Origin of the sequence: Bowmanella yangjiangensis, from assembly GCF_017255015.1 — a bacterium.
GTDB classification, from domain to species: Bacteria; Pseudomonadota; Gammaproteobacteria; order Enterobacterales; family Alteromonadaceae; genus Bowmanella; species Bowmanella yangjiangensis.
Map to the genome: position 1 here is coordinate 1 of NZ_JAFKCS010000467.1, position 593 is coordinate 593.

1 protein-coding gene and 1 pseudogene are annotated in these 593 nt (G+C 62.7%); both read left to right on the forward strand.

From position 1 onward, the window contains the following. A partial coding sequence (locus tag J0A65_RS25185) for an alpha/beta fold hydrolase (protein ID WP_269814712.1) occupies nucleotides 1-338 on the forward strand: 338 nt, incomplete at its 5' end. Then, nucleotides 335-593 (forward strand): annotated as a pseudogene (locus J0A65_RS25190) (2-oxopent-4-enoate hydratase); the annotation flags it as partial. The gene J0A65_RS25185 and the pseudogene J0A65_RS25190, both read left to right, overlap by 4 nt.

Here is a 593-nt window from a genome sequence, read left to right on the forward strand (position 1 = left end):
GCAAACTGCTCGGCCTGCAGCTGTTCGACGCCAGCCTGCTCAGTGCCGAAACGGTCGAAGAACGCGTGGCCGTGGTCAATCAGCAGCCGCTGTGTGTGCTGTCGACCATGCAGGTGCCGAACATGAGCGCACGCCTGGGTGAGCTGCAGTGCCCGATCCTCGGCTTCTGGGGCATGAACGACAAGTTCTGCCCGGTGGCCGGCGTACAGACGCTGATGCATGCCTGCAGTCGTATCCGCTTCGTGCTGCTCAGCGAGTGCGGGCATTGGGCCATGGTCGAATACGCCGAGTTGTTCAACCGCGAATGCCTGGCCTTCATTGCGGAGGGCCGCACATGAACGAGCAACTGCGCGACCTGCACGCCGAGGCGCTCTATCACGCGCGTCGCGAGGGATACACCCTGACGCCGCTGACCAGGCGCTGGCCGGCCATTTCCATCGAGGACGCCTACCATATCTCGCGACGCCTCGTGGAACGACGTGTCGCCGACGGCCAGGCCATCGTTGGCAAGAAGATCGGTGTCACCTCAGATGTGGTGCAGCAAATGCTTGGCGTGCACCAGCCCGATTTCGGTTTTCTCACGCAGGACATGT